Source organism: Microbulbifer sp. ABF4_107, from assembly GCF_056312215.1.
In genome coordinates this window covers 4089574-4113973 of record NZ_CM149983.1, presented here as the reverse complement: position 1 = coordinate 4113973, position 24400 = coordinate 4089574, and the positions used below count along the sequence as shown (strand labels likewise).

General features: G+C 57.1%; 21 protein-coding genes. 10 read left to right on the top strand and 11 right to left on the bottom strand.

Going from position 1 to position 24400, the window contains the following annotated elements:
* Positions 1 to 2 precede the first annotated feature (2 nt).
* From ACYX4K_RS16920 to ACYX4K_RS16905, 4 genes are read left to right on the top strand one after another with little or no spacing between them, the layout of a single operon-like run.
* The gene (locus ACYX4K_RS16920; protein ID WP_475090982.1) at positions 3 to 824 is read left to right on the top strand and encodes a Rossmann-like domain-containing protein; all 822 of its coding nucleotides are present in this window, start codon (positions 3 to 5) and stop codon (positions 822 to 824) included.
* A gap of 2 nt (positions 825 to 826) precedes the next feature.
* Entirely contained in the window at positions 827 to 2062 is a 1236-nt protein-coding gene (locus tag ACYX4K_RS16915) for an MFS transporter (protein ID WP_475090983.1), read from the top strand.
* A gap of 37 nt (positions 2063 to 2099) precedes the next feature.
* Positions 2100 to 4370: a TonB-dependent receptor gene (locus ACYX4K_RS16910; protein WP_476178734.1), complete on the top strand. Its 2271-nt coding sequence runs from the start codon at positions 2100 to 2102 to the stop codon at positions 4368 to 4370.
* A gap of 31 nt (positions 4371 to 4401) precedes the next feature.
* Positions 4402 to 6474 (top strand): TonB-dependent receptor plug domain-containing protein, encoded by a 2073-nt coding sequence (locus ACYX4K_RS16905; RefSeq protein ID WP_475090985.1) that lies wholly within the window; start codon positions 4402 to 4404, stop codon positions 6472 to 6474.
* 58 nt (positions 6475 to 6532) lie between these two features.
* On the opposite strand, the gene ACYX4K_RS16900 is transcribed toward ACYX4K_RS16905, so the two are convergent.
* From ACYX4K_RS16900 to ACYX4K_RS16885, 4 genes are all read right to left on the bottom strand, one after another.
* On the bottom strand, positions 6533 to 7411 hold the full coding sequence (locus ACYX4K_RS16900) for a hypothetical protein (RefSeq protein WP_475090986.1): 879 nt from the start codon (positions 7409 to 7411) through the stop codon (positions 6533 to 6535).
* 126 nt (positions 7412 to 7537) lie between these two features.
* On the bottom strand, positions 7538 to 9124 hold the full coding sequence (locus tag ACYX4K_RS16895; protein WP_475090987.1) for a bifunctional AfsR/SARP family transcriptional regulator/alpha/beta hydrolase: 1587 nt from the start codon (positions 9122 to 9124) through the stop codon (positions 7538 to 7540).
* 202 nt (positions 9125 to 9326) lie between these two features.
* Positions 9327 to 10001 (bottom strand): pseudouridine synthase, encoded by a 675-nt coding sequence (locus tag ACYX4K_RS16890; protein WP_475090988.1) that lies wholly within the window; start codon positions 9999 to 10001, stop codon positions 9327 to 9329.
* 88 nt (positions 10002 to 10089) lie between these two features.
* On the bottom strand, positions 10090 to 11799 hold the full coding sequence (locus tag ACYX4K_RS16885; RefSeq protein WP_475090989.1) for a phytoene desaturase family protein: 1710 nt from the start codon (positions 11797 to 11799) through the stop codon (positions 10090 to 10092).
* Between the two features lie 203 nt (positions 11800 to 12002).
* Between ACYX4K_RS16885 and ACYX4K_RS16880 the strand changes: the two genes are divergently transcribed.
* The 4 genes from ACYX4K_RS16880 to ACYX4K_RS16865 are packed head-to-tail and all read left to right on the top strand — an operon-like array spanning position 12003 to position 13685.
* A complete protein-coding gene (locus tag ACYX4K_RS16880; RefSeq protein ID WP_475090990.1) occupies positions 12003 to 12227 on the top strand; it encodes a ParD-like family protein in 225 nt (74 codons plus the stop codon).
* Positions 12220 to 13020, top strand: a complete 801-nt coding sequence (map, locus tag ACYX4K_RS16875; protein WP_475090991.1) for a type I methionyl aminopeptidase — start codon at positions 12220 to 12222, stop codon at positions 13018 to 13020. The genes ACYX4K_RS16880 and map overlap by 8 nt, the downstream gene beginning before the upstream one ends.
* Positions 13017 to 13265, top strand: coding sequence for a DUF2164 domain-containing protein (locus ACYX4K_RS16870; protein WP_475090992.1), 249 nt, complete (start codon positions 13017 to 13019; stop codon positions 13263 to 13265). The genes map and ACYX4K_RS16870 overlap by 4 nt, the downstream gene beginning before the upstream one ends.
* A gap of 36 nt (positions 13266 to 13301) precedes the next feature.
* Positions 13302 to 13685 carry an energy transducer TonB gene (locus ACYX4K_RS16865; protein ID WP_475090993.1) on the top strand — a complete coding sequence of 128 codons (384 nt, stop codon included), beginning with the start codon at positions 13302 to 13304 and terminating at the stop codon, positions 13683 to 13685.
* 101 nt (positions 13686 to 13786) lie between these two features.
* On the opposite strand, the gene ACYX4K_RS16860 is transcribed toward ACYX4K_RS16865, so the two are convergent.
* The 4 genes from ACYX4K_RS16860 to ampC form a co-directional block, all read right to left on the bottom strand.
* Positions 13787 to 14476: a TetR/AcrR family transcriptional regulator gene (locus ACYX4K_RS16860; RefSeq protein WP_475090994.1), complete on the bottom strand. Its 690-nt coding sequence runs from the start codon at positions 14474 to 14476 to the stop codon at positions 13787 to 13789.
* A 388-nt stretch (positions 14477 to 14864) separates the two neighbouring features.
* Positions 14865 to 15638, bottom strand: a complete 774-nt coding sequence (locus tag ACYX4K_RS16855; protein ID WP_475090995.1) for a 4'-phosphopantetheinyl transferase family protein — start codon at positions 15636 to 15638, stop codon at positions 14865 to 14867.
* Between the two features lie 93 nt (positions 15639 to 15731).
* Positions 15732 to 15965 (bottom strand): hypothetical protein, encoded by a 234-nt coding sequence (locus tag ACYX4K_RS16850; RefSeq protein WP_475090996.1) that lies wholly within the window; start codon positions 15963 to 15965, stop codon positions 15732 to 15734.
* A gap of 3 nt (positions 15966 to 15968) precedes the next feature.
* The gene (gene ampC / locus ACYX4K_RS16845) at positions 15969 to 17180 is read right to left on the bottom strand and encodes a class C beta-lactamase (RefSeq protein WP_475090997.1); all 1212 of its coding nucleotides are present in this window, start codon (positions 17178 to 17180) and stop codon (positions 15969 to 15971) included.
* A 203-nt stretch (positions 17181 to 17383) separates the two neighbouring features.
* Between ampC and ACYX4K_RS16840 the strand changes: the two genes are divergently transcribed.
* Positions 17384 to 17968, top strand: a complete 585-nt coding sequence (locus ACYX4K_RS16840) for an NUDIX hydrolase (protein WP_475090998.1) — start codon at positions 17384 to 17386, stop codon at positions 17966 to 17968.
* Between the two features lie 69 nt (positions 17969 to 18037).
* On the opposite strand, the gene ACYX4K_RS16835 is transcribed toward ACYX4K_RS16840, so the two are convergent.
* The 3 genes from ACYX4K_RS16835 to hutI form a co-directional block, all read right to left on the bottom strand.
* Entirely contained in the window at positions 18038 to 20527 is a 2490-nt protein-coding gene (locus ACYX4K_RS16835; protein WP_475090999.1) for a TonB-dependent receptor, read from the bottom strand.
* A gap of 298 nt (positions 20528 to 20825) precedes the next feature.
* On the bottom strand, positions 20826 to 21779 hold the full coding sequence (gene hutG, locus ACYX4K_RS16830; protein ID WP_475091000.1) for a formimidoylglutamase: 954 nt from the start codon (positions 21777 to 21779) through the stop codon (positions 20826 to 20828).
* Positions 21763 to 22992 (bottom strand): imidazolonepropionase, encoded by a 1230-nt coding sequence (gene hutI, locus ACYX4K_RS16825; protein ID WP_475091001.1) that lies wholly within the window; start codon positions 22990 to 22992, stop codon positions 21763 to 21765. The genes hutG and hutI overlap by 17 nt, the downstream gene beginning before the upstream one ends.
* A 532-nt stretch (positions 22993 to 23524) precedes the next feature.
* On the opposite strand from hutI, the gene hutC reads away from it, so the two are divergent.
* Complete coding sequence (gene hutC, locus ACYX4K_RS16820; RefSeq protein WP_475091002.1) at positions 23525 to 24253, top strand: histidine utilization repressor; 729 nt, start codon at positions 23525 to 23527, stop codon at positions 24251 to 24253.
* The last annotated feature ends 147 nt before the right edge of the window (positions 24254 to 24400 follow it).

Sequence of the window (24400 nt, the reverse complement as noted above, 5' to 3'; positions counted from 1 at the left end):
TCATGACATATAAATCACAGAAAGAGCTTCCCGTTGACAGTCTGATCACACGGGTTTTACAGGGGCAGTATGAACTGGATGCACATCAATGCTCCGTAGCCGGCGCATTTGCCGTCCGACAGTTCACTAAGTTTCCCGGCGCAAGCCACCGCTACCGAAATTTTTATCTACTCCTGCGCGTAGGATCGGCTTTTGGCGGGTGCTGTGTTGAAGCTGAGCAACTGGATAAAATCGATACAGAATCGCTTGCCGGTATCAACCTGGCTAACCTACTTGAGTGCGCGGCACTGCCGGTACGTATCGCTGCACTCGACGCCTATTTTGCACTACTGAAGCCACACCGCGACCAGCCACAGGCAACCAGAGTTGAACTGCCCCAGGGCACACCATACGAACGAGCAATCGCACGAGACCGGGCTATTGTCAGCCTGCATGCTGTGGAAGCAGATGAAAATGTCGGGCTTATCGGTGTGGTCAATCCGATTGTGGAAGAAATTGAAAAGCGAGGTGCACAGTGTCTACCCTGCGATTTCAATATGACACGCACCAGCACAGGGATAAATGTGACCCGGGATATGGATCCGGTCTTACGTCGCGCCGACCGTCTGATTGTGACCGGCATGACCCTTTCCAATGGTTCGTTTGACACAATTTTACAGGCTGTCAAAGAAAGGAATATTCCACTATTGGTCTATGCACAGACGGGCAACGCTATTGCGCCGCAGTTTTTGGGCAGTGGTGTAAGCGCTGTTTGCGCTGAGCCATTTCCCTATTCACAGTTTAGTGCGGAGCCAAGTTCTATTTATCTGTATCGCGCAGATTAGATATGTCACAACACGTCCAACCGTACTCCGATCTTCCGGGCCCGCATAAATCAAGCTTGCGTTGGCTGCTGGTGTACACCTTTTTTATGGTGGTCGGTTTCAGCATGGTCATCCCGCTGGTGGCGGTGCACTTCGTCAGCAACCTGGGTATGGCAACCGCAATCGTTGGCATCGCACTGGCTGTCAGACAGATCGTTCAGCAGGGGCTGACCATTGCCGGAGGTTTACTGAGTGATAAGTTCGGCATCAAACCAATGATCTGTATTGGCGTGTTGGTGCGAGCCTCTGGCTTTGCAGTTTTGGCCACAGCCTCTGAGCCTGCCGGTCTAATACTGGCAATGACACTCTCGGCTTTAGGTGGCGCCCTGTTCGAAGCGCCCTACCAGGCTAGCATTGTAGCCCTTACTACAGAAGAAGACCGAGCGCACTATTACCTGCTGAGCAATTGGGTCAGCGGTATCGCCACAGCACTCGGACCACTTTTAGGTATAGCACTCCTACAATTTAATTTTGAGGTCGTTTGTTACGTTGCCGCACTATGTTTTTTGGCGAACAGCCTGATTGCTGCCGTATTTATCCCCACTTGTCGCCCGCAAGAAGCCAGAAATTCGAGCATTAGCAACTTGGCATTGGTATTAAACGACAAACGATTTGTCTTTTTCACCATGTTCATGATGGGTTACTGGTTTACGTCCGTACAGTTCAATCTCAGCTTTCCACTTTGGGCTGAAAAATTGAGTGCACATCAGGAAAGCGTCGGATTCATGTATGCCATGAGTGCAGTAATAACGATACTTGCCCAATATCACCTGGTAAAAAGACTGGAACGGAGGTTCAGCACTCTACAGATCTTCCTTACAGGTCTTCTCATTATGTCGCTGACCTGCGGTGCTATCGGGTTTGCAACCAGTTTCCCGGTCTTTTTGGGGTTGGTGGCTATTTACACGTTCGGCGTTCTGATGACGCGGCCCACTCAGCAAACTATCACGGCCAGCCTCGCAAACAAAAAGGCACTGGGCAGCTATATGGGATTCAGTTCTTTAGGGCTGGCTGTTGGTGGCGGACTGGGGAGTTGGCTTGGCGGGATACTTATCGATACCGCCCGCCTGTATCAACTCTCGGTATTGCCCTGGTTAACCTACAGCTTAATCGGACTAATAAGCACCCTCCTGCTATTTAAGCTGATCAGCAAAAACCAAACCGTAAATTCCCCTACCGGAAATACTGCAAGCGCTTAGCGCAATTTATCCCTTCACTAAAACCTGGTTCAATATTATGAATATCAATACTGGAATACGCTTGCGTTATTGTGCACTGTTCTCATCCATCGTCTTTGCCGGTTATGTGCAAGCAGCAGACGATTCGAAGGTGGAGAATGTCGAACCATCAGACATTGAAGAGAGTAAAGCGATCGAGCACATGGTTGTCTTCGGAAGCCCTGTGGGTAATCTCGGCCTGAATGAGACTTCCACTACATCGAACCGCCTTGGCCTCACCGCAATGGAGACACCAGCCACCATTGAGGTTATTGATGCAGAAGTGATGCGCGCACGAGGATACACCAAGCTTTCAGATTCTCTGGCGAACCTACCTGGCGTGGTGACTGGTGAACAGCCCTCCGCGCCCTCGACTTTCTCCATGCGCGGTTTTACCCGCGGCCAGATTACGGTATTGCGTGACGGATTGTGGATAGGGCCCAGCACCATGGTGATGCGTCCGCAAAACACCTTCAATTTGCAGCGCGTGGAAATCCTACGTGGCCCAGCATCCGTGTTGAATGGTATCGGCTCCGTGGCGGGCACCGTAAACGCGATCACCAAATCGGCATCCGCGGATATGGATCAGGGCGCTAACCTGCAACTTGGCTACGGTAGCTTTGACAGTCAACACATCGGGGTTGGCAGCCAGGGGGAGATCAAAGAGGATCTCTGGTACACCCTGGATTTGAGCCACTACGACAGCGAAGGCTATGTGGACCGCACCAACGCCGAATCCAACAACCTGACTGGCAGTGTGTTCTGGGAAGCCAGCGATAAGCTCAACTTCAAACTGAGTGCTGACTACTTGAAAGACGACGCCGGCAGCTACTACGGTACCCCGCTGGTTCCACGATCGGCCGCGCGCGACCCTCTAGATGTTATCCAAACAGAACGCGATGAAGTTATCGATGGCGCAATGCGCACTGACAACTACAATGTTGCCGATGCCTATGCTGAGTCAGACCAGCTTTTCCTGCGCCTGGACAGCGAGTGGAAGATTAACGACAACATGCGCCTACAGCATACCCTGTTCAAGTTCGATGCCGACCGTGCATGGCAGAATGCCGAGGGTTATGTGTACTGTACCGATGTGGTGGGGACCTGCACTCAGCAAGGTGAAGTACAGCGCTATTACGGCTACTTTATTCTGGATCACGAGCAGGAAGTACTCGGAAGTCGGCTAACACTCAATATCGATTCAGAGTTCAGCGGTGTCGAAAGCCGCTCTGTATTCGGCATTGAGAATACCAAGCTGGATTTTGTTCGCTCGCGAGGCTTTCGTCGCAGCGTCGCCCAGGAAGCAGGCGATGGAATCGACCCATGGAATCCAGAACCAGGTAGCTACGGTCCTCGGGAACTCCGCGGCGTTAGCCCAACAGATATCGACACCTATGCGGTATTTTTCGGCAACGCACTGGAACTCACGGATAATCTCAGTGTTGTCACCGGCATCCGCCACGAGGCTTTGGATCTCACCCGCGAGAACTTCAATGCGGAAGGGGTATCGGAAAATAACGGCTTTGCGCGAGAGTACGACTGGGTGAGCTGGCGGCTCGGCGGGGTCTATAGTATTTCCGATGACGTCGTGGCTTATGCACAGTACAGCAATGCCAAAGACCCGGTCAGTTCAAATATATTTCTGGTGAATAACAATCAGGACTTTGACCTCACCGATGCTGCGCAAGCAGAAATCGGCCTGAAAGCGAACTGGCTTGAAGGTGATGCCGAGTCCACCATCGCGCTTTATCGTATTGAGAGAGACGACGTCTACGAGCGTTTTTCCCTGGACAGCGTCACCAACGTGGGCGGAAGACAATCCAAAGGGCTGGAGGTCTCCACCTCGTTTACCCTCAGTGATGACTGGCGTATAGGAGCCAATGCGGCCTATACCGATGCGGCCTTCCAGCGCTCAGCCAATATCGACACCTTCGCTGGCAATACACCGCCCAACGTCCCCGAGTTGACCGCCAGTCTGTTTACCAGTGTTGATAACGTCGCCGACCTGCCCTTAGAAGTCGGCGGCTCGGTGCACTATATCGACGACCGCTATGGGGACAACCCCAATACCGTAGTGCTCAAGGGTTATACCCTTACCAACCTGTTTGCGGCCTATCGCGCGGAGAACTATCGGATTACGGCGCGGATCGACAACCTCTTCGACGAAGACTATGTATCCTGGTCCGACGTTTTCTACCTGCACCAGGATAGCCCCGGTTTCATTTACGCCAACCAGCTTATGCTGGGCGCACCTCGCAGCGCCAGGATAGTCCTTGACTATCAATTTTAAACGGACTCGTTGAGCAACCGGGAGAACTAACGTGAAACCGATATGGATATCGTTGTGGATTGCTGGCAGCACTGCCGCGCTTCTGACACATTCGCCGTCACAGGCCCAGTCCAACACAACCTTGAGCGCACAACGGGAGGTTTACTCGACGGAATATTTTTCCAGATACACCCCGCAGACCGCACTGGATATGGTTTCACGTCTACCCGGGTTTTCCCTAAAAGAAACCGACGATGATGTTCGAGGATTTGTGGCGGGGGCTGGCAATGTGCTGATCGACGGCCGGCGCCCGACCACAAAGTCCGGAGGTGTCGAGGAAGCACTGTCACGTATTCCTTCGAGACTGGTGGAGAAGATCGAGATTATTCGAGGCGCCTCAGGTTTGTCCGATGCTTCTGGACAGTCCGTCCTCGCCAATGTCATACGCAAAGATTCCACCGCGGCAAAACGGTTCACGTTCTCACTGGGTGGCACAGAGGGCGAGGAGCTATCTTCGGCTGCAGAGTTTGGCCTCTCGGATACTTTTGGCGAGTGGGAGAGCGCAATCAAGCTCAGTGCAACCCAGGAGCGTCAACCCCGTGCGGCAGAGATTCGCAGCTATTCCAATAATCGCGACCTGATGGGGCGACAGAAAGAAACGCGCCCCAGCACACTCAATGAGGTCTTTCTTTCCGGAGATACGAAGCAGAAATTCTCCAGTGGGAATCAGTTACTGGTTAACGGACGCATCGGCTGGAGCCAGTACCTTACGGAAACCACCAGGCAGGATGTCCCGGATCACCAGTCAAGCATCCCCTCACAACGGCATTTCGACAATGACCGAGACAGCCGCTACTACACCGGAGAAGTAGGGATTGAATGGCAGCAGCCTCTGAGCAATCAACTGCAGTTGCGTATTCTTTCTATCAATAATGCTCAGAACTGGAAAGTAGACTCAGACTCGCTCATGGAAATCCCTTTGGGCAGCCCCGCAAGCATGTCTAACTTAGCCTTCGAAGAGCGCAAGGGTGAGCATGTGTTGCGCACGCTGTTGAGTTTCACACCAGATTCCCCCAAGCGGCTCACACGCTCCGAGTTTGGCGTAGAAGCGGCTTACAGCCATCTGCGCAGCTGGCTCGACTTTTCGAGCCGAGATCTTGACCTGAACACACCGGAAACCACTGACGGGTCATACTCGCAAGCGAAAGAGCAACGCGCCGAAATTTTTTCAAACACGACCTTTCAGCTTTCCGGATTTACGGTGGATTCCGGCCTGGCGGCGGAATATTCACAGCTGACAGTTACCGGCGACAGCAATGATCAACAGTCACTGTTTTTTTTAAAGCCATCACTCGCCATTGCCTATGACCCCGGCGAATCGACACAGTTCAGGATTGATCTACGCCGGTCCGTTGGCCAACTGGACTTCAGCGACTTTGCAGCAAGCGCCGATCTGGTCAATAACCGCCAGCTTTCCGGTAACCCCCGCCTGCGGCCGGATTCAAAATACCGTGCCGCTACCAGTGTGGATTATCGATTCTCTGAAAATGGCGTACTCGCGCTGACGCTCTATCGAGAATGGCACCAGGATGTTCTCGAACGCATTATTCTGCCCTCCGGGGCATCCGCGCTGGGAAATGCTGGAGATGCCATCAGCCACGGTGTGGATACAACGCTGAACCTGCCGCTAACCGCATTGATTCCGAATGCGGAGCTGGTGTTGAACGGAAACTATATCGATACTGAATTTGAAGACCCGGTGACCGGAGAAACTCGGCCACTGACGGACATCAGCGGCCCCTCGTATAAGGCGGACTTTCGGCAAGATATCCCCTTCTACAGTCTCTCGTGGGGCGTCGGGTACCAAAGTCGTGAGGAGAGCGAAGAATTTTTCGTGGATGAGTACAGCTATCTTCACACCCGCGGCTACTGGACAGCATTTGTAGAAACGGCCATTTTCGATGCGTTCAAAGTGCGCCTGCAAGCGGACCAGATCGGAGATGAACAGCAGAAATGGGAGCGCTGGCTCTACGAAAACGACCGCAATGGTATCGCCGACACTATTGAGCTCACCGAACGTCAGCGAGGTGCCAGGGTCATGCTTACTGTAGATCGGACTTTCTGACAGGCTTCCAGTTATAGCTTCATTTGATCAACGCCGAAGACTGCCCTGGGTACCCGGTCTAGGTTGCCATCACTCTACGGGTCCAGGGTTGCCCCAGTGCCTCGGGCTCGTTGAACAGGAAGTCAGAAATGGCCTGCATAATTCGGGTTTTATCCCCGGTGTGGAAGTTCACATTGCGCAACTGATCGAGATACAGGTTGAATGTGGGACGTACCACACCCCCCTGTGGTGGCCGGAAAACCAGCTGGTGCCAGGAGTATTCCGGTGTATAGCCAAAAAAGTACAGGCCGAGTAACTCCCGCGCGAACACCCGCGGATTTCCGCCATCGAAAAACATTTTTTTGCTGGCATTGAAAAAGGACTTCCAGGCGTTTTTCAGCGCTGGCGTTTCACCAAAGCGCGAGGCATTCACCGCGAACCGGGTTACCTTGTCGCCATTGATTCGCTCCCAGCGCAACTGCTCCGTGGACGTGAGTGCGAGAGCAAACTGTTGTCGACCGCAGGCGGCGCCAATAATCAGGGCGTCATTCAGGATTGGGGTCCAGCCTTTCTCGCTCAGAATACTGCCACTGCGCACAACCGCCGCCGGATTTCTGTCGGCTGTGGGACTGGGGTTGGTCGTACGCCCGATGCGCCGCATGACCTCTGCGTAGACATGTTCCTTGGTGACCCTGTCCTGTATTCCATTGGCCCCGGTGATGCCAAAATTGCGGATATAGGCATCATCAAGCCGAATTTGCGTGCCGCCGAGCAGAGTGAGCTTCAACATGTTGGTGGCGGTCGCGCGATACAGGTTGTACGCACAGTGGATGTAGTGCGCCATGGTGTTTTCGTCGTTCCAACTACCGGTGCGCCAGTTCCCCACCCAGGCATTATCCGCCCGGTACTGCTCTCTCAACCCCATTAACTGACGGGTAAATTCCGTTGCCGTAAGCATTGTGACTGTGACTCCCTGTAGCGTTTCCCGAGTGGTTCATTGGCCACAAGGCTACAGGAGTGACGTGTTAGTCAGCATTTGAAAAAGCGTGGTAATCGGACAGAAGTTGTTGAGGATCCCTTGATATCAGTGCCGCGCGATAAACTCGCGCACTGCCCGCAGGAAGTCGCGAGAAGCGGCTTCACGCCCCAGCAGCAAGTGGCCGTTGCTATCCAGCCCGACAAACTCCGCATTGGGTATCGAGGCGGCCAGATTTCGCCCCACCTCCACGGGGATTCGCTGATCACCCAGCGAATGGAGAACCAGAGTGGGCACCCGCACTTGCGCCAGCCGTGCACGCACGTCGATATCACTGAATACCGACAGGAAGCGCACCGCATTTTCCGGCGAAGTAGTACGTCGCTGAAACTCATTGAACCAGGCAAGCTCCTGGCTATTGGCAGAGGGCAGGAACGTCGAGGAGAAAATCTGCCGGTAGGCCGGGTTATCCTGGCCCCAGCCCGTAGCGGTCAGTGTCATCACCGCTTCGCGCTCACGGGTCAGAGCGTCGCTGGCACCAATCCGCCAGCCCGCGGCGTAGCCGCCAAACAGAATCAGGTGCCGCACCCGCTCCGGGTAGCGCACCGCGTACTCAATAGAGACTGCCGCGCCCTGGGAAATACCCAGCAGGGAAAACCGCTGCTCCCCACAGGCATCGACCACCGTTTCCAGATCCGCGACAAACGAGTCGAAGGAAATTTCGTCGACATTCCAGTCGGACAACCCATTGCCACGCTCGTCGTAGCGGATAAAACGGTGGTCCGATGCGAGCTCCCGGAACAGGGGACTCCATATGGGGGCATCCCAGTCGCGCTCGAGGTGCGTTAGCCAGTTGGCCGCCTTGATAATTGTCGGCCCGTCACCCACCGAGGCGTAGGCGATACGCACACCGTCACTGGACCGACAGAAGTGAATTTTTTGTCGCGCCAGCAACTCGGCCCCGCTGGGGCTTTCCGGCGCAACGCTCGGGCCAGCGCCGACCGGCAGGCGGTCCCCGGCAGACCAGGGAATCATCGCCCTATGAAAGCGCTGCTCCAGTTCCCGGGCGATACGCGCAAGCTCGGTGGAGAACCCCATGCGATCCAGCAGGGTCACCAGGGTGGTCGCGGCGTTCGGGCACAGGGGTGCGAGCTCTTGCCAGCGCTGTGCCCAGGAAAGCTGTTCATCCAGAGAGCAGTCAGGGTGCCGGGACAGACGCGCACAGACTTCCGACAAACGCCGCTCCTGTTCGCGCCGCTCGCCGATCAGCCAGCGCTGGTAGATTTCCTGCTCCGGCAGCTCCAGACCTTCCAGAAACGGAGTGTTCAGCTGCCTGGAGATTTCGACAAGGCGGGAAACGGACAGCGAGGGGGATAGCAACTCTTGCGCCAGCGCCCGACTATCGATCGCGATATCGCTGACATCCAGTGCCACCCGTTCACGGTCGGCCAGCAATCGCTCACACCCTGCGATATTGACCAGCGGCCGCAGTTTACTGAGCGACCAGCGCAATGAACCCCGAGGGTCGTTCGGCGATTCCCAGAAGGCCTCACACAAACTGTCACGACGATGTGGGCGCGCCGTGATGGCGAGGTACGCCAGCAGTGCCCGCGTGCGCTTGGACGCGGGCAATTTAATTTCGACATTATCATTGATGAGGGCGAGACCACCCAGGGTATTGATCGCAACCGCCACCGGTAACTCCCTTTAACACTTGTAATGCACCTGTCGCAGTCATTGCTGGTGCAGCCAGCCGGCAACCCCTGTGCCCGCATCCGGATGATACCCGGCCACTGTTTATCAAATCACAAAATTTTCGCAGGTTTGCGAAGCCTTTGCGCTGAAACGGGTTTTTCGCTTTGCTAGACAGCGAAAATTTCTGCCAGCTGCGGCGCTTTCACCCCGCAGGGAACTGAAACTCAGGTCCCGCATTGCAGAAAAAATGCATTGGTCGTGCCAGTACGGGATGCTCAAACCCCAACTCCTGTGCATGCAGCAACAATCGCGGGGCGGCGCTCAAGGCTTCCGGATGTGCGTAAAACGGATCGCCGAGAATAGGGTGACCAATGGCCTGCATGTGCACGCGCAGCTGGTGCGAGCGTCCGGTTGCCGGGAAAAGCTGTAAAAGCGTGGTAGTACCGTCACTATCGAGCTTGCGCCAGCGGGTCTGTGAGGGCTTGCCCGATTCAAAACAGACCTTCTGCCGCGGCCGGTTCGGCCAGTCGCAGATCAGTGGCAGGTCTACCTCCCCTTCATCCCCTTCAGGCTCGCCCCACACCCGCGCCAGATAGCTTTTTTCCACCTGGCGATTCTGGAACAGGCCACTCAGCGCCCGATGCATATCGGCGCCTCGCGCCATTACCACCAACCCCGAGGTATCCATATCCAGGCGATGTACGATCAGCGCATCCGGGTATTCGGCCTGGGCGCGGCTGGCAAGGCTGTCTTTGTGTGCCGGATCGCGGCCGGGCACAGTAAGCAGGCCACTGGGTTTGTCCAGTACCAGCAGCTGGGCGTCACTGTAGACAACATCCAGATAGGGGGAGGAGGGGGGATTGTAGGGGCGCAACACTCGGTCTCGGGGCAGTCTCGAATGCGCGCAAGCTTACGCAATTTCGCCCGGATTTGCGCGCCTGTTGCGGTAACAGCGCCACCAGGCTTTAGCGCGCCTCACCCGTGTGGCTGCCAGTTTGCCCCGGGGAGATTTCACTGTGCACGGACGGACTGCCGAACACCCTGCGTAAAAGCGCCGTTCCCTTGCGCCAGCCAAGCAGGCTTTGCGCGGTTACAACGCCGGCAAACATGGCTCCGGCAACACCGCAGCTCATGATGTCCTGTCCGGTCAGGTAAAGGCCTTTGATGCGGGTCTTCGGCCGCAACCATGCCTGCTGGAAACGATCGGGATCGTGGTCCAGTCCGTATATTTCTCCGCGCTGGTACTCACAGAAATAGCGTGTGGAGAGAGGTGTGGACAACTCACAGTAGTCGATCTGCCCGCGCAATTGCGGGAAATGGGTAAACAGGTGCTCCAGCAGGCGTTCACTGAAGCGCTGCTTCAGCGCTTCGTAGTCGCTACCGCGCTTGCCCCAGGTTTCCGATTTCCAGGACTGGAACCATTCAAACTTGGCCGGCGCCACGATTTCGATGGTGGCGCGCCCCGGGTAGCGCTGCTCAAAGCTCGGGTCCTTGGCTGAAGGGAAGGAAATATATACCAGGGGGATTTCCGCGCGCTCGTCATCGAGAAATGCCGAAAAATCGCCCTCGTAGTCGGCACTGGGGTATATCCAGTAGTTGGTTTTCGGCAGAGCCAGCTGCGCCGCTGTTTTCTGCAAACCGATATACAGACACAGGTGACTCATGGACGGGTTTACCTGTGCCAGCGCACAGGGATAGCCAGCCGCTTGCGCGGCGCTCTGCGGCAGCAACTTTTCAAAAGTATTGAACACTCCCGCATTGGAGATGACCGCCGGCGCATGTATCTCGGTCCCATCGGCCATGCGCACGCCGGTCACCCGTTTGCCATCCAGCAATAGGGTTTCCACCTGCGCGTAAGTGAAAACCTCACCACCGGATTTCTGAACCTGCGGAATAATCGTTTCCGCCATCTGACTTGAACCACCCACGGGGTAATACCCCCCGTACAGGTAATGCTTGGCGATCAGCGCGTGAATAATGAAACTGCCGGTTTTCGGCGTCATGCCGTTGTCGCCCCACTGCCCGGTCAGTACCGCGATCAGCTCCTCGTTGTCGGTCAGCTCGCGCAATACGTCATAAGTGGTTTTGTTGAGGTAGGGTGGCCAGCGTAGCTTTTTAACCAGCGACAGAATCGGCGAACACCAGCGCGGCAACAGTTTTTCCATCGTGATCAATGGCATGGCCGCAGCCACGGCCATCACTCGCTGCAGATACGCTTCGATGACCTGTCGCTCACCGGGAAACCGCCGCGACAGTTCGGCAACAAACGCTTCCCGCCCCGCTACCAGGTCGTACTGCCGGGTACCCAGGCAGATACGATCGTACGTCGAATCCATCGGTGCCCACTTCAAGCGCCCCCCGGAAATAAAGTCGAACAGTTTGCGAGTCATCGTGGGGTGCTCCCCCACATCGCCAATGTAGTGCACACCCACATCCCACTCGTAACCATTGCGGTCATAGGCGTGTGTAAAACCGCCGGCGGTGTAGTGCTGCTCGAGCACCAGCACCTTCTTGCCTGCTTCACTGAGGAGCGCGGCGGTGGTCAGTCCGCCGATACCGGAACCAATCACAATCGCATCGTAGGGTCCATTGAGGCGGCTGGCGCGATAGCGGCGGCCGATACGCAAACGGCTGGGCTGCGGACTGCCAGCCACTGAGGGTTTGGAGTCGGGCATGGGATTCCTCGGGCTTTCTATTGTTATTGTGCGCTACCCCACCACCTTAGACATCGCCGGGACCATATGCAATCAGTTGCATAATGTGGCAGTCCCTCATTCCCTGCCAGATTCTCGGTCCCCCCTTGCCAGGCCCACGGGACGAATATACGATTCATATACATATCGCATACTACTGCTAGATTCATCCCGACAGGTAACCCATGGGAATCGTAAAAATATCCGACGCCTTGCACGACGAAATCCGCCAGGCCAGCGGCGCCATGTCGCGCTCCATCAACGCCCAGGCTGAATTCTGGATTCGCATCGGCATGCTCGCGGAACTCAACCCGGATCTGAACTACAACCAGCTGTGCGGGAGGCTGCTGCGCAGCGCCGCACCGACCCTGGAACTCCTCACCCGGGAGGCAAGTGAACCCCGTGAATAAGGCGCAACTGAAAACACCTCGGGAACAGGCGCTGATGCGCGAGTCCGGTCGGCTGCTCAGTCAGGTTTTTGCGATGCTGGACAACTTTGTTGCCGCGGGCGTCACCACCATGGATATAGACCGCCAGGTGGAGGACTTTATTGTCAACACGTTGCAGGCGCGGCCCGCCAGCAAGGGTCAGTACGACTATCCTTACACCCTCAATTGCTCGATCAATGAGGTGGTGTGTCACGGGATGCCCAGCGCGTCACGCAAGCTGAAAAGCGGCGATATCGTCAACCTGGACATCACGCTGGAAAAGAATGGCTTTGTCGCCGATTCCAGCAAGATGTACCTGATTGGAGATGTCGCACCCGCCGCGCACAAACTGGTCAAGGCAACCTATGACGCCATGTGGGAGGGAATTACCTGTGTGCGTCCCGGGGCAAGACTGGGTGATATCGGTCACGCTATTCAGAAGCACGCGGAACAGCACGGCTACAGTGTGGTGCGCGAATACTGCGGCCATGGCATCGGCCGCGAGATGCACGAAGCCCCGCAGGTCCTGCATTTTGGCCGTCCAGGAACCGGGGAAATCCTGCAAGAGGGAATGACCTTCACCATCGAGCCAATGATCAACCAGGGGACCCACAAAACCAAAACGATGCGGGACGGGTGGACGGTAGTCACACGGGACAAAAAACTGTCTGCGCAGTGGGAGCACACCGTGCTGGTCACGGCAGACGGTTACGAGGTACTAACACTGCGGGTGGAAGAGCCTGAGTCACGCCGGTATTCAAAGGGTGTATCGTGAAAAAAATTGAATTTTCCCAGGACCAGAAAGAGCGCATGGTCGAAAAAATAAAGACCTACTTTGAGAATGAGCTGGAACAGGATATCGGTGGTTTCGAGGCGGAATTTTTAATCGATTTCTTCGCTACCGAGCTCGGGCCCCATTTCTACAATCGCGGAATCTTCGACGCACAACAGGTGTTCAACGAGAAAGCCGAAGAAGCCGGATACGTGATTCAGGAACTGGAACAACCGGAAGTCTTGTAAAACCGGTTTTTTGTAGCACTTTGAGGGAAACTGCGAATGAATAGAGTGAGCTTCCGCCGCGGTGTTGCCAGCTCATCCGGGGTATTTCACCTCGCTTTACTATTTGCCGGTCTGCTACCTGCTCACGGGTTTGCCGCCAGTATTCCGGAGTGCCCCGGCCACCTGGAACAGATCGCCGGCGATCTGCCGCAATACCCGAGCCGAAACGTTTACCGCCCGGTGGAAGGGTGGGCCAAGGTAACCGGGAAGCTCGACCCCGAGGGCAAGCTACTCGATTTGCGAATTGTGGATTCCGAGCCCACCGGTTTTTTTGACGAGTCAGCATTGACCGCGGTCAAATCCTGGAAATTCAACTGGCATGGAAGCTGGTGCACTTACACCACCACGATAAACTACCAGCTCACCCGAGAAGAAAGCTGACGCGCTGGCTGAGGATAATCAGCCTCAATGTCTGGAAAAAAACTCTAGCCAATTTGCGACAACGCCTCCGGTTCAGGTTGAGGCAACTGGCAAGCTCCCCCTCAGAAACTCATTCCCCGCAACATGCGCAGCAGCACCTCGCGGCTGTTGGCGCCGTCGATCCCCACACTGGTCACCGCCGAAAACTCCAGGCACTGCACCATCCACATAAACATCTGGGCATCCAGGCTCGGGGCGTCGGTGCGCAATGGCTCGATAAACTCGCGGGCGATCCCGGAAAGCCAGTCGTTGTAGCCGTGGATTTTCTCCGCCAGCGCATCGGAGGGATGCTGCTCGTACAGGTACTGACACTCGATGCGCAATTGCCGCAGTCGCGCGGTGGGCCCGGTATCAATCAGCTGGGCAAAGACCTCTGCAACGCCCTCGATATATTGCTGCCGGTCTTTGAGTTCGCCATTGCTGTCCAGAGAGCGAGACAGCAGTGCCTGTTGCGCCTGCCGCAGGTCTGAATTGACCGGCTCCATGGACTTGCAGTATTCGTCGAAAGCGGCAACCAGGATGTTGTCGATGGTGCCAAAATAATAGGTGGTCATTGCCAGCTGTACACCGGCTTCGCTGGCAATGGAACGATGTGACAGAGCTGCCAGCCCCTTGCGGGCGATCAGATCCAGGGTGGCATTCAGGATCTTGGCCTTGGCAATCTCGCGCTTTTCAGCTTTCTTGTTGGTCGCCGCAGGCTTGCGGGGGGAAGCAGCGGAAATCTTCTCGCCAGCTCCGCTACTGGAAACCATGTCTATACCTCGAAAGGGGATGAGTTCGGGTGCGCCGGATGCACGAAACTTGCACCCTATACAATGGTCAATTATTGGTCAATCGTACAAGTTGTGCACTTCGCTGGCGCAGATATCCTTACCTGGCGGTTAATATCGGCGAAAACCAATGAAATACGCGCAAACTTGGGGCAATTTGATCACTTATGCCAGTGCAGCGCCAGTGCCGATTATCCGGACAAACGGCGCAGCAACTCGCGTTATCCCAGCGTGTTATCACTCAAGGAAGCGGCAAAGAATGTGAGGTGGGTGCCGGGCAAAAGCCGCCCGGTGCTATTTGGAGGTGACACGCTAAGCAAGCACTCTCAGAAGACATAGTAAGCGGTGTATGCTCACGCCCGAGACCGTCTCAGTCTATTAAGCGCAAGTTCGCGCGCTCGGGGAAGGTCCCACAGGTAACCGACTGGATCCAGTGCTCACCCAGAGTGAACTGACATTCGTATTCCCGCGGCAACTTGTGCCTTTTGGCAAAGCGCTCGCTCAGGCGCAGAACCAGCGTCTGGTCCCCCAGTCGCAACTCGGTTGCCTCGGCCACCTCGAATCCGAAGTAATCACGAACCGAGGGGTAAAGCGCCTTGAACAGACTCTCTTTGGCGGAAAAGATCAAGGTGAGGGCCACGCGCTCGGACATGCCCTCAGCCTGGAGCAGGTCCCGCTCCCGGCGGGTGGAGACAATGGTCGCCACTTCGCGACAGATTTTGGTGGACATCAGCACTTCCACATCGATGCCCAGATAGTCCATTTGCCCACTGCGGCTCACCGCACACACCGCCACGCTGCCCACATGGGAGATGGAACCGACCACACCACTGGGCCACAGCGGGTTTCGCTGCGCCCCGATACCAACTTGGACACTCTGGTTGTGCACCGGTGCCAGATGCTGCAACGCCAGTGCCGCCGCATAACGACCGGCGAGAAATTCCGCCTGCCGCTTTGGCACCGAGCGCGCGATCGACTGGGGCATGGCGATGCCCAGCTCGTCGTACCAGCCCGGGTGGTAGCAGGCCACATCAAAGGCACAGCTGACCATTCGCACACCGGTGCGCGGATCCACCTGCGATTCGACCTCGCCGATAAACGGGCGGTCATCCCGCGGCATAATCTTTACTGTTGCCTGCTGCATCGGAAACTTTTCCAGAACTGCTTACCTCATTCGATTCCTTAGCCAGTGCACGCAGCGTGCCAAAAGCGGATTCCTTCCAAAGCAGCTCGATAATTACTCTTTCCTCCGGAGCTGAGCCCCCGACTTAAGTAGCGCCTGCCGCTCCCGTTCGTATTCTCGGTAGTCCTTCTGGTAGCGCGCCACGCATTCCGTGTACTGGGAATCGGGATACTTTTCGCAATCGGTTAAGCGGTTTTGCTGAATGCCATCGTAGATCTGCTGATTGCTGCAGGCCGCAACCAGCAGCTGTGCAGATACCAATAGTGAAACGGCCGTTGCGGACTTCATCAATCAATCCTCTGTGACGTTGGACGGAGAAGTTACTGCTGGCAGGAGCGCCTCCAGGATTTTGTACAGTACGTCGACCCGCTCTTCATTGGGGAAATACTTGTTTGCCAGCATCACAAAACCAAATCGTTGCTGCGGAATAAATGCCAGGTAGGTGGAGAAGCCACCAGTGGACCCGGTCTTATTGACGAGCACGTTGCCCTGCGGCGCCAGCGGTTCGATAGCACTGACCGGGCGATCACCCGCGATCATCTCACGGGAATTCCCCGCCCGTAAGCGCTCGCGGGGTAGCGGCAGTGTGTACTGTTCCCAAACCATATCCTGCACGTAATAGTCAGTTTCAAAATACCCGGTTCGGGTTTTTGCGAGCGCCTTCTGCAGATCTTCACTGACCTTGACCAGTTGCATCTGTGCCGCAAGATAGCGGGTGAGGTCCGCAGCACTGGAGCGCACCCCGTAGGCCTCCTCGCCAAGCAACCCCATATTCACCCGCACCGGCTGGTGCTTGCTATTGTGTCCCTCGGCGTAGTCATTCATTTTTTTCTGCGGAACCTGTACATAGGTCTCGGAAAGGCCCAGGCCGCGGAAAACCTGCTCTTCCATTACGGAGGCAAATGGCTGATTCAGACTGCGCGCAGCCACAAGCCCAAGCAGGCCACTGCCGGGGTTTGAATAGGTGCGCTTGCTGCCCGGGGTATATTGCGGTTGCCAGTTGCGGAAATACGCCAGCAGCTGCGTATCATCCGCGATCTCGTCAGGTACTTGCAGCGGAAAGTGCCCGGCAGTGTGGGTGGCGAGATTAAGCACGGAAACCCGATCCATGGCGCTGCCGCGCAGTGGCGGCAAATAGGCACTGACCGGCTTGTGGAAATCCAGCGCGCCTTTTGCTTCAGCGTAGGCTGCGAGTGTCGCGGTAAAGGTCTTGCTGACAGAGCCCACCTCAAACAGGGTGTGCTCGGTAACGGGTGCCCCGCCGTCCAGTGCAGCTACCCCGAAGGTAAAAAAGTGTGGCTCGCCATCAATGGTGAGCGCCAGGGCCATTCCCGGAACCCGGTACTTTTCAACCACGGGCTGAATGGCTTCTATCACCACGGACTCCAGCCGATCCGGTGCAGCACTGGCGCCCGGTTCCGCATGCACAATCGCTCCGCACAGCAGGCTGAGCGACGCTAGCAACCCTTTGGCGAAATCGAACAGTGAAAAGGGCTGAGGCATGGTGATTCCTTATTGTGTGGGTGGCTGAAACCACCGGAGCTTGTAAGTGTCTGACTATGAAGCCGTCAGAAAGTGCTGTTGAGACTGCACTATAGCCCGGAAATTTTCCCCAGCGGGCAACAACTACTCGAAAGCGCCGGCTCTGGTCGGATACACTTTACCCATTCACCCGAGAAGTAGACCGCGAGTAAGCCGTACCGGACATGCGATCATTTTTACTTAAAGCTTTTCTGATACTTCTGCTGCTGGGCACACTGGTAGTGGGGGCGTTTGTGGCTTTTCCCGGTCTGAAGTACGAGCTCTACCGGAAACTGCCCCCCAAAATCCGCTGGAATATCTCCTATGCGCTCACTGACAAATTTGTCGTGGGCATGGTGTATTTTGTGGAGCGCAATAATCAGCTGCTGCTGGTACGCCACACCTATCAGGACAAATGGGCGCTGCCGGGAGGCTGGGTGGAGCGTAACGAGTCGTTTGAGGAATCCGCGCGGCGGGAGCTGCGCGAGGAACTGGATATCAAGATCGACGACTTCGAGGTGCTGGAAGTCAACAAGGTACCGCGCTCGGGGATCATCAATATCGCCATTCGCGGCCGCCTAAAGGACAAGCAGGTAGCGATCCGCGACGGGGAAATCTACGGCTATCGCTTCTTCGATCTGCACCGCCTACCGGACGATGTGATCTATACCCACAAGCCCTATATCAAGCGCTATCTGGAGGCGCGAAGACCTCCCAGAGAGGTGCCCCCGGCCCCGGAAAAAACGGAGACAGAAGTGCCCGAGCGCTGACTTTGCTTTCCGCCACAAAAAAACGCCGCCCGCAAAACGGGCGGCGTTTTTCGTTTAAAGCCAGCGCAATCAGAAGTTGTAGCGCACTTCCGCACCGTAGGTGCGCGGCTCGGCAACAGAGGTGTACGGAGTGCCAAACACCGCCATGGAACGACCACTGGGGATATCCGTGCGCTCGTTATCCAGCAGGTTGCGGCCCCACAGTGCCAGTTCGTACTGACCACCGCTGTTCATCCACACCAGGCGTCCATTCAGGCGTTTGTCGTCCTCACCCACGCCATCGATGTCGCTGAAACTTGCCAGGAAACCCGGCTCCAGGGCATCGCTGTTTTCGGCGTAGATGTAGTTCATGTGCAGGTTCAACTCACCCACGGAAATCGCCGGCGCCCAGTCCATGGTGGCGGTGTAGGCGGTATCCACAGAGGACTTGGCGCGCTCGGACTGCAATTCACCTTCGGCGTCGTAGTAGTCCTCCCACTGGGAGTCCTCATCACGCACGGTGGTCACCAGACCAAAACGTAGGGACTCGGTTGCCAGCCAGTCCACGGTCACTTCCACACCGTTGAATTTCTGGTCGCCGTTGATCACCCGAGGCAGAGCATTGGCGGACTGCGGCGGCTTGCTCTCGACACTGCGCTGACGGTTGTCGACGGTCATATCGAAGTAGCTGAGCTGCACCTGCAGGCCGTCCAGCAGATTGCCTTTTACGCCAAGTTCGATATTTTCCACCTCCTCCGGCGCGATGGGATTCTCCGCGGTGAGCAGGTTGAGCGAGTCGAAGCCGCCGGATTTGTAGCCAGTGGAATACGACAGAAACGCCATGGCATCGTCACTGAACTGGTACTGGCCAACGAGACGTCCGGTGGTGGCACTCCAGTCGTCAGAGGCTCGGCGTACCCCCGCACCCACGTTGTAGGCATCGTCGGTCGAGAAAATGACTTCGCTCACCCCGTCGCGTAGCGCGCGGAAACTGGTTCCCGGTGTTTCCCAGGTGAAGGTTTTTTCGTCGGTGCTGTACCGCAGGCCGGCGAGCACACTGAATTGATCGGTGAGTGCGTAGTCCAGATCCACGTATACGCCGTAGTTGGTGAAGTCGCCGGTATTTTCCACCGCCTCGGTCCAGTAGAGTCCGCCAAACTGCTCCGGGCCAAACAGCATACCGGTGCCCAGGTCGGCAGCGATGGCATCGTAATAGACATCCGCCTGCGGCGCGCCACCCATGCCAATCAGGCTGGTAAAGGTCGCCCAGTCTGTCTCATCCCACAGGTGTTCCACGGAATCCAGAGCGGCCAGCGCATAGGCCGCGGCAGCGTCACCGGCTGCCCCGTCGCCGGGCATACCACCCGCTTGCAGAGCAGCACCGTAAGCGATCTGGTCGCGCAGCTGCTGGGTGTTGACGATGTCACCGGTCACCAGACGGGTAACGGACGCCGCAGAAGCGGTCACATTGGTGCGCTGATAAATATCCTCTTTGGAATAGTTGGCGCCCATCACCGCATTCAGACGATCACCGACAAAGTTCACCTGCAGCTCGTGGTAGGCGATATCGGAATCGAAAATATTATTGGTGTCCAGGTAGCGGGTGATATCCGCAGTGCCATCTTCTTCCTCGCGGTTTGTGGTTTCCCACTGGCGATAGCTGGACACCCATTTCAGACTCCAGTTGTCGTCGAAGGTGTGGTTCAACTTGGCGTTGACCGCAGACATGGAACGGGTCTCGCCACCGTCCACCAGATCGTTTTCAACCTTGTAGTCAAAAGGGTTCTGGCTGTAGGCAAATTCGCTCACACCAATCGCCTGACGCGCGGCATTGTCCACTTCATCCCAGTCGTAGGACAGTTGCGCCGAGGTGCTGTCACTGATCTGCCACAGGGCGGCAACGCGACCGGTGACGATATCCTCAGAACCGGCATCTTCAGCACCGGGGTAGACATTCTCGACAAAGCCATCGCGCTGAAAGCTCATCAGATTGGCGCGCACGAACAGCGCGTCGGTTACCGGTGCATTTACCATGCCTTCAAGGTGCGCGAGGCCGTAATTGCCGGTGCGAGCGGATACGAACGCTTCAAAATCCGCCTGCGGCTGGTTGGGCACCAGGTTAACGGAACCGGCGGCAGCGTTACGGCCAAACAGAGTTCCCTGGGGGCCCTTCAAAACCTCCACGCGCTGCATGTCGGCAAAGGACATGGAAGTCGCTGGCGATGGCACATAGGCCCCGTCGTAAAACACGGCCACAGAGGGGTCGCCACCGGCACTAATATTGGAGCTGCGCACTCCCCGGATACTGAGAGCGGACTGGGTGATCCCGGAGCCCACCTCAAACCCGGGAACGAAATCCGCCATGTCGCTGAGTTTCAGCGCATTGGTGTTGTCCATATCGGAGGCAGAAAAAGTGTCCACGGTAACCGGCACTTCCAGCGCATTCTGCTCGCGCTTCTGTGCGGTCACGATGATCTCTTCAATTTCCACGCCGTGGCTTAACGCGGGCACAACCGAGCCAGCGGCAATGGCGATGGCCAGGGCAACGGGTCGCCGCCCTGTAAACTGGTGCTTAGTCATAAGGTTCCCCAAATTTATTGTTACTTGGTTGCAGGACAAACGGATATTCACCGCCCCCAAATTGGCACCCCCGTACCAATTGCAGGGCAGCGTTTCTATCCGACTGTCTCTCGGGAAACTACCACAATGACTAGCGCGTCACTACTTCAAACAGAAGCAAAAACTTTTTTTGCCGCAAAAATCAGATTTATCACCCACTCGTGAGTTGAAAAATGCGACAAACTATTGATCACAGCCTACGACCAACCATGAGATGCAGCCCCGCCCATCGGCTCAGCACTCTCAGAATCTCCGGCGACTAGCCCTTGATGCCATTGGCAATCTGAAACACCAATCGTGCCGCCGTACGCGCCGCGTGATCCTCAATATCGAAATAGGGATTGAACTCGGCCATATCCGCCAGGCACACCTTTTTCGATTCCAGCACGGTATCGAGCAGCGGCTCGAACAGCTCGAACGCTACGCCGCGTCCCGCAGGGGCCGATACCGCTGGCATTACCGCCGCCGGCAGTACATCCAGGTCGATGGTGAGATAGACAAAATCCACCCGGTCGATAAAGTCGGCGATCTGTTTCTGTACCAGCTCGATGCGCCAGGGCACGATTTCCCGGTCGGAAATCACCTGTGCTCCCAACTCTTCTGCGCGGTGGTACAGGGCGGGGGTATTGGCGGTGGCTGCGGCCCCCACACACAGGTAGTTGAAGGGTCGCCCATTCAGGTCGCACTGCTCGGCAATCTGGTAAAACGGCGTCCCGGAGGACCCCTGGGGTGCGGGCAGGCGGATATCCAGGTGCGCATCAAAATTGATAATGCCGAGGGTCTTGTCCCGGTGCTGTTCGCGCATCCAGCGGGCAATTCCCTGATAGCTGCCGTAGGCAATCTCGTGGCCACCGCCGAGCACCATGGGGAAATGCCCGGCGCTCATCAGTTCGGTAATCCGTGCGCCGAGCATCGCCTGGCCGGATTCGAGATCATCCTTTTCCACCCGCACATTGCCGGCGTCGTACAGCGGCGCGCCAAAAGTCTTGGGCAGATTGGCCAGGGCCAGGCGCAAAATCCGCGGCCCCTTGGCAGCGCCGATGCGGCCCTTGTTGCGGCGCACCCCTTCATCGGACGCGAAGCCGAGAATGGAGAAGCCCGGCGGGCTGTCGAGGTGCAGGGGCACTATGTCCTGGTGCCAGCGCTTGCCGGCCTTGCCGTCTTCGCTGTCGACCCGGCCACTCCACAAGCGCATATCAGCCAGCTGTAACATGGTGCCCCCCAACAAAAATCTCTGCCGGTTTCAGTGCGCCCACTTCATAGGCGAGCTGGTCCGGAGTTTCCATCGGCCACAGGGCCATGTCGGCACGCAGCCCCGCGCGCAGCACGCCGCGAGAACAACAGATACCCAGCGCGCGTGCGGCAGACCGAGTCACCCCGGCAAGCGCTTCCGCCGGAGTGAGGCCAAACAGGTTACAACTCATATTCATCATCAGTCTCAGAGAGGCGATGGGACAGCTTCCGGGGTTGAGGTCGGTGGAGATCGCCATAGGCACACCGGCAGCACGCAGGGATTCGATGGGCGGCACACGGGTTTCTTTCAGGGTGTAAAAAGCACCGGGCAGCAGCACCGCGGCGGTGCCGCTTTCGGCCATGGCGGCGACATCTTCGGCGGTGATGTATTCGATATGCTCTACCGAGAGAGCGCCGGCGCGCGCGGCCATTCTGGTGGCGCCGGTGGCGGCGAGCTGCTCTGCGTGGACTTTTACCGGCAGATCGAGTGCCTGTGCCGCCTTGATGACTTTTTCGCACTGCTCGACGGAGAAGGCGATGGTTTCGCAGAACATATCCACGGCATCCGCCAATTGCTCTTTGGCCACAGCGGGCAGAATTTCGTTGCACACCAGGTCGATATAATCGTCGGCGCGGCCACCGTATTCCGGCGGCAGGGCGTGGGCGGCGAGGCAGGTGGTGAGGATGTTCACCGGGTAGTGCTGGGCGAGGCGGCGGGCGACCCGCAACTGCTTGAGCTCGGTGTCGAGATCGAGACCGTAGCCGGATTTGATTTCGATGGTTGTGACGCCCTCATTCATCAAGGCTTTCAGGCGCGGTTCGGCCTTGCGGTAGAGATCGTCAGCGCTGGCCGCGCGGGTAGCGCGCACGGTGGAGAGGATACCGCCGCCGGCGCGGGCCACTTCTTCATAGCTTTCCCCACCCAGGCGACGGGCAAATTCGCCGGCGCGGTGGCCGCCATATACCAGGTGGGTGTGGCAGTCGATCAGCCCGGGGGTCAGCCACTGCCCTTCCCCATCGATAACCTGATCGGCGGTGCAGTCGGGCAGCTCCCGGCGCGGCCCGATCCAGACAATCTTGTTGCCCGTCACCGCCACCGCGGCATCCTCCACCGCGCCATAGGCACCGGGCAGGGAGGGGTCCATGGTGGCCGCGTGGATATTGGTAATCAGCAGATCACAGCGTTCGGTCATAGTCGCTCACTGAATTGGCGTTATTTGTAACGATAGCCCTGTTGGGGGAATTTGGCGCGGATTCTCACGGTGCTCGAATGTAGTTCCGTGGCGGCCGGGCACTTTGGTCTCTTGCCGTGGCGGTCAGGCACTGGGGGCGGGGTTTCAGGACCGCTGTGAATACGTCCCTGTACGCTTCGTCGGCAACGTCCCTGTTGCCGACGATCCTGAAACCCCGCCCCCAGCACCTAACCTTCGATTCAAACTCTTGTGCTTCGCACCTCGTCATCCCGGACTTGATCCGGGATCCAGCGCCACCAAACTCGCAGCACATCTGGATGCCGGATGCTTTTGTCATGCCAGACTCGACCCGGTACCGGCATGACAAAACCTGTACGAACTCCCCGTAGAAGCCTGCCCTGCAGGCGAACAACCACCCACCTATTGACAGCCTCCCACATCAAATCCATAGTTGCCCCACCAACAAACTTGTATATACAAGAATGCACAACCAGGCAGACACTCTACCCGAGCAGGCAAAGACCACACAAGTATGAGCAGTCAGTTATCCAAAGACACCGGCAGCCAGCCCCGCTACGCCGCCATCAAGGCGCATATCCGCGCGCAGATCGAATCCGGTGAATGGCCCGCGCACTTTCGCGTGCCCTCGGAAAACCAGCTCGCCCAGGACTTCAACGTCAGCCGTATGACCGCCCGCCGCGCACTCAGCGAACTCACCGACGAAGGGGTGCTGATCCGCACCCAGGGCCTCGGTACCTTCGTCGCCGAGCCGGTGCCCGCGGGCTCCCTGCTGGAAGTGCGCAATATCGCCGACGAAGTTGCCTCCCGCGGTCACAGTTATAGCAACCGCATCCTCAAGCTGGAGCAGACCGAAGCCAACACCGAAGTCGCGGTCGCTCTCGGCCTCACCGAGGGCAGTGCTGTCTACCACTCCATCATCGTCCACCTGGACAACGACCTGCCGATCCAGTTCGAAGAACGCTATACCAACCCCACACTGGTGCCGGAATACCTGCAGCAGGACTTCCACGCGGCCACACCCAATGAATACCTGACCCGCGTGGCGCCGCTGACGGAGCTGGATACCACGGTAGAAGCGATTGAGGCCGATGAGGCGGTTGGCACAGCGTTGGAAATCGAACCGGGAACGGCGTGCCTGCAGATCTGGCGGCGTACAAAAAGTAGTGCGGGCACGGTGAGTTTTGCGCGGCTGGTGCATCCGGGGAATCGATACCGACTCGGAGCACAACTGCGCTTTTAAGGCTCGTCATGCCGGTACCGGATCAAGTCCGGCATGACAAAAGCATCCGGCATCCAGATGCGCTGCCAGCTCGGAGGCACTGGATCCCGGATCAAGTCCGGGATGACGAGAATCGAAGTACAGAAGCACGAATCGAGGGCGGGGTGC